The following is a 5,372-nucleotide window of genomic DNA, read 5'->3' as shown; positions in this document are numbered from 1 at the left end:
GCTCTTTAACAATATAAACCTATCAATCTGTGTGGGCACTCGTTGATGATAATCAAAAAAGATTTATCAATGAACTGAGTGACCAATCAGAATCAAGTTTACTTGATTTTGGCACAGTCAATTCATTGTTGTTCTGTTGGAACAACAATAGCTTTAAAATTACTTTTTACTTTCGAGTAAAAACAGTTTTGAAGTCAGTATTCATTGAGCCGGTCTTAGGACCAACAAAACTTTAATTGAAGAGTTTGATCATGGCTCAGATTGAACGCTGGCGGCAGGCCTAACACATGCAAGTCGAGCGGCAGCACAGAGGAACTTGTTCCTTGGGTGGCGAGCGGCGGACGGGTGAGTAATGCCTAGGAAATTGCCCTGATGTGGGGGATAACCATTGGAAACGATGGCTAATACCGCATGATGCCTACGGGCCAAAGAGGGGGACCTTCGGGCCTCTCGCGTCAGGATATGCCTAGGTGGGATTAGCTAGTTGGTGAGGTAATGGCTCACCAAGGCGACGATCCCTAGCTGGTCTGAGAGGATGATCAGCCACACTGGAACTGAGACACGGTCCAGACTCCTACGGGAGGCAGCAGTGGGGAATATTGCACAATGGGCGCAAGCCTGATGCAGCCATGCCGCGTGTATGAAGAAGGCCTTCGGGTTGTAAAGTACTTTCAGTCGTGAGGAAGGTGGTGTTGTTAATAGCAGCATCATTTGACGTTAGCGACAGAAGAAGCACCGGCTAACTCCGTGCCAGCAGCCGCGGTAATACGGAGGGTGCGAGCGTTAATCGGAATTACTGGGCGTAAAGCGCATGCAGGTGGTGGATTAAGTCAGATGTGAAAGCCCGGGGCTCAACCTCGGAACCGCATTTGAAACTGGTTCACTAGAGTACTGTAGAGGGGGGTAGAATTTCAGGTGTAGCGGTGAAATGCGTAGAGATCTGAAGGAATACCGGTGGCGAAGGCGGCCCCCTGGACAGATACTGACACTCAGATGCGAAAGCGTGGGGAGCAAACAGGATTAGATACCCTGGTAGTCCACGCCGTAAACGATGTCTACTTGGAGGTTGTGGCCTTGAGCCGTGGCTTTCGGAGCTAACGCGTTAAGTAGACCGCCTGGGGAGTACGGTCGCAAGATTAAAACTCAAATGAATTGACGGGGGCCCGCACAAGCGGTGGAGCATGTGGTTTAATTCGATGCAACGCGAAGAACCTTACCTACTCTTGACATCCAGAGAAGCCAGCGGAGACGCAGGTGTGCCTTCGGGAGCTCTGAGACAGGTGCTGCATGGCTGTCGTCAGCTCGTGTTGTGAAATGTTGGGTTAAGTCCCGCAACGAGCGCAACCCTTATCCTTGTTTGCCAGCGAGTAATGTCGGGAACTCCAGGGAGACTGCCGGTGATAAACCGGAGGAAGGTGGGGACGACGTCAAGTCATCATGGCCCTTACGAGTAGGGCTACACACGTGCTACAATGGCGCATACAGAGGGCAGCAAGCTAGCGATAGTGAGCGAATCCCAAAAAGTGCGTCGTAGTCCGGATTGGAGTCTGCAACTCGACTCCATGAAGTCGGAATCGCTAGTAATCGTAGATCAGAATGCTACGGTGAATACGTTCCCGGGCCTTGTACACACCGCCCGTCACACCATGGGAGTGGGCTGCAAAAGAAGTGGGTAGTTTAACCTTTCGGGGAGGACGCTCACCACTTTGTGGTTCATGACTGGGGTGAAGTCGTAACAAGGTAGCGCTAGGGGAACCTGGCGCTGGATCACCTCCTTATACGAAGATTACACTGATGAGTGTCCACACAGATTGATGGTTTATACAGTTTAAGAGACGANTCCACTCAGACCCACCAATTCTTCCTCCCAGAAGATTGGCACACAGTATCACACACCTGATGGGGTTATAGCTCAGCTGGGAGAGCGCCTGCCTTGCACGCAGGAGGTCTGCGGTTCGATCCCGCATAGCTCCACCATCTTTAAGCGCACTAGTAATAGTGTTTTTAAAAATGGTTTTCATTAGAAAATCGTGCTCTTTAACAATTTGGAAAGCTGACTGATAACAACGAACGTGTTTGTTGTTATCAAATAAAAGTTCTCAACATCAATACGTTTAACGTATTGATACCAAACACATTCAAGTGTTCTTGGGAAAGCTTACTACGGTAAGTTTTCAAAATTGAGTCCGGCAAAATCAAACGTCTCTCGCTCATTCAAATAATGAGAGACAACCTTGGTGACTTGTCTACAACACGAAACTTCTTCGGGTTGTATGGTTAAGTGACTAAGCGTACACGGTGGATGCCTTGGCAGTCAGAGGCGATGAAGGACGTAGTAACTTGCGATAAGCGTAGATTAGGCAGTAACAGCCACTTGAGTCTACGATTTCCGAATGGGGAAACCCACGTGCATAAGCACGTATCCTTACCTGAATACATAGGGTAAGGAGGCAAACCGGGGGAACTGAAACATCTAAGTACCCCGAGGAGAAGAAATCAACAGAGATTCCGAAAGTAGCGGCGAGCGAAATTGGACTAGCCCTTAAGCTTTTAATGATGCAGGTGAAGCCTCTGGAAAGTGGCGCAATAAAGGGTGATAGCCCCGTAACTGTTCCATCATTATAAGTGAAATCGAGTAAGGCGGGACACGTGTTATCCTGTCTGAACATGGGGGGACCATCCTCCAAGGCTAAATACTACTGACTGACCGATAGTGAACCAGTACCGTGAGGGAAAGGCGAAAAGAACCCCTGTGAGGGGAGTGAAATAGAACCTGAAACCGTGTACGTACAAGCAGTAGGAGCAGGCTTTGTCCTGTGACTGCGTACCTTTTGTATAATGGGTCAGCGACTTATATTCAGTGGCAAGGTTAACCGAATAGGGGAGCCGTAGGGAAACCGAGTCTTAACTGGGCGCTTCAGTCTCTGGATATAGACCCGAAACCGGGTGATCTAGCCATGGGCAGGTTGAAGGTTGAGTAACATCAACTGGAGGACCGAACCGACTAATGTTGAAAAATTAGCGGATGACTTGTGGCTAGGGGTGAAAGGCCAATCAAACTCGGAGATAGCTGGTTCTCCCCGAAAGCTATTTAGGTAGCGCCTCGGACGAATACTACTGGGGGTAGAGCACTGTTAAGGCTAGGGGGTCATCCCGACTTACCAACCCTTTGCAAACTCCGAATACCAGTAAGTACTATCCGGGAGACACACGGCGGGTGCTAACGTCCGTCGTGGAGAGGGAAACAACCCAGACCGCCAGCTAAGGTCCCAAATTACTACTAAGTGGGAAACGATGTGGGAAGGCTCAGACAGCCAGGATGTTGGCTTAGAAGCAGCCATCATTTAAAGAAAGCGTAATAGCTCACTGGTCGAGTCGGCCTGCGCGGAAGATGTAACGGGGCTAAGTAGTAAACCGAAGCTGCGGCAATGCAGTTTACTGTATTGGGTAGGGGAGCGTTCTGTAAGCCGTTGAAGGTGTGTTGTAAAGCATGCTGGAGGTATCAGAAGTGCGAATGCTGACATGAGTAACGATAAGGGGGGTGAAAAACCTCCCCGCCGGAAGACCAAGGGTTCCTGTCCAACGTTAATCGGGGCAGGGTAAGTCGACCCCTAAGGCGAGGCTGAAAAGCGTAGTCGATGGGAAACGGGTTAATATTCCCGTACTGCTTATAATTGCGATGGGGGGACGGAGAAGGCTAGGTGGGCCAGGCGACGGTTGTCCTGGTTCAAGTGCGTAGGCTAAGAGACTAGGTAAATCCGGTTTCTTGTTAGGCTGAGACACGACGTCGAGCTGCTACGGCAGTGAAGTCATTGATGCCCTGCTTCCAGGAAAAGCCTCTAAGCTTCAGATTATAAGCAATCGTACCCCAAACCGACACAGGTGGTCGGGTAGAGAATACCAAGGCGCTTGAGAGAACTCGGGTGAAGGAACTAGGCAAAATGGTACCGTAACTTCGGGAGAAGGTACGCTCTTATTGGTGAAGTCCCTTGCGGATGGAGCTGACGAGAGTCGCAGATACCAGGTGGCTGCAACTGTTTATTAAAAACACAGCACTGTGCAAAATCGCAAGATGACGTATACGGTGTGACGCCTGCCCGGTGCCGGAAGGTTAATTGATGGGGTTAGACTTAGGTCGAAGCTCTTGATCGAAGCCCCGGTAAACGGCGGCCGTAACTATAACGGTCCTAAGGTAGCGAAATTCCTTGTCGGGTAAGTTCCGACCTGCACGAATGGCGTAATGATGGCCACGCTGTCTCCACCCGAGACTCAGTGAAATTGAAATCGCTGTGAAGATGCAGTGTACCCGCGGCTAGACGGAAAGACCCCGTGAACCTTTACTACAGCTTGGCACTGAACATTGAACCTACATGTGTAGGATAGGTGGGAGACTTAGAAGCGCAGTCGCTAGATTGCGTGGAGTCGACCTTGAAATACCACCCTTGTCGTTTTGATGTTCTAACGTAGGCCCCTAATCGGGGTTGCGGACAGTGCCTGGTGGGTAGTTTGACTGGGGCGGTCTCCTCCCAAAGAGTAACGGAGGAGCACGAAGGTGGGCTAATCACGGTTGGACATCGTGAGGTTAGTGCAATGGCATAAGCCCGCTTAACTGCGAGAATGACGGTTCGAGCAGGTACGAAAGTAGGTCATAGTGATCCGGTGGTTCTGAATGGAAGGGCCATCGCTCAACGGATAAAAGGTACTCCGGGGATAACAGGCTGATACCGCCCAAGAGTTCATATCGACGGCGGTGTTTGGCACCTCGATGTCGGCTCATCACATCCTGGGGCTGAAGTCGGTCCCAAGGGTATGGCTGTTCGCCATTTAAAGTGGTACGCGAGCTGGGTTTAGAACGTCGTGAGACAGTTCGGTCCCTATCTGCCGTGGGCGTTGGAAGATTGAAGGGGGCTGCTCCTAGTACGAGAGGACCGGAGTGGACGAACCGCTGGTGTTCGGGTTGTCATGCCAATGGCATTGCCCGGTAGCTAAGTTCGGAATTGATAAGCGCTGAAAGCATCTAAGCGCGAAGCGAGCCCTGAGATGAGTCTTCCCTGGCACTTTAAGTGTCCTAAAGGGTTGTTCGAGACTAGAACGTTGATAGGTTGGGTGTGTAAGCGCTGCGAGGCGTTGAGCTAACCAATACTAATTGCCCGTGAGGCTTAACCATACAACACCGAAGGGGTTTTGTGGGCTCAATTGAAGAACATTGAATGTGTGAATGAGAACGAAACAGCTTTCCGAATTAAGAAATTTGCTTGGCGACCATAGCGTTGTGGACCCACCTGACTCCATGCCGAACTCAGAAGTGAAACACAACAGCGCCGATGGTAGTGTGGGGTCTCCCCATGTGAGAGTAGGACATCGCCAGGCTT

General features: G+C 50.5%; 1 tRNA gene and 3 rRNA genes. All 4 read left to right on the top strand.

The annotated features are described in order from the left end of the window. Positions 1–233 precede the first annotated feature (233 nt). The 4 genes from B9J84_RS09595 to rrf all read left to right on the top strand — a co-directional run bounded on the left by B9J84_RS09595 (position 234) and on the right by rrf (position 5,370). A 16S ribosomal RNA gene (locus B9J84_RS09595) occupies positions 234–1,778 on the top strand. Positions 1,779–1,901: 123 nt separating this feature from the next. Next, positions 1,902–1,977 (top strand) — tRNA-Ala (locus tag B9J84_RS09590). Positions 1,978–2,275: 298 nt separating this feature from the next. Continuing rightward, positions 2,276–5,167: ribosomal RNA gene (locus B9J84_RS09585) — 23S ribosomal RNA — on the top strand. An 87-nt stretch (positions 5,168–5,254) separates the two neighbouring features. Further along, positions 5,255–5,370, top strand: a 5S ribosomal RNA gene (gene rrf, locus B9J84_RS09580). Together the 16S, 23S and 5S rRNA genes with 1 tRNA gene alongside form the textbook arrangement of a ribosomal RNA operon. Positions 5,371–5,372: the final 2 nt, after the last annotated feature.

Source organism: Vibrio sp. V03_P4A6T147 (genome assembly GCF_002241085.1).
GTDB lineage: Bacteria > Pseudomonadota > Gammaproteobacteria > Enterobacterales > Vibrionaceae > Vibrio > Vibrio anguillarum.
Note: the sequence above shows the minus strand (reverse complement) of the source record. Positions and strands in the feature narration are given on the sequence as shown.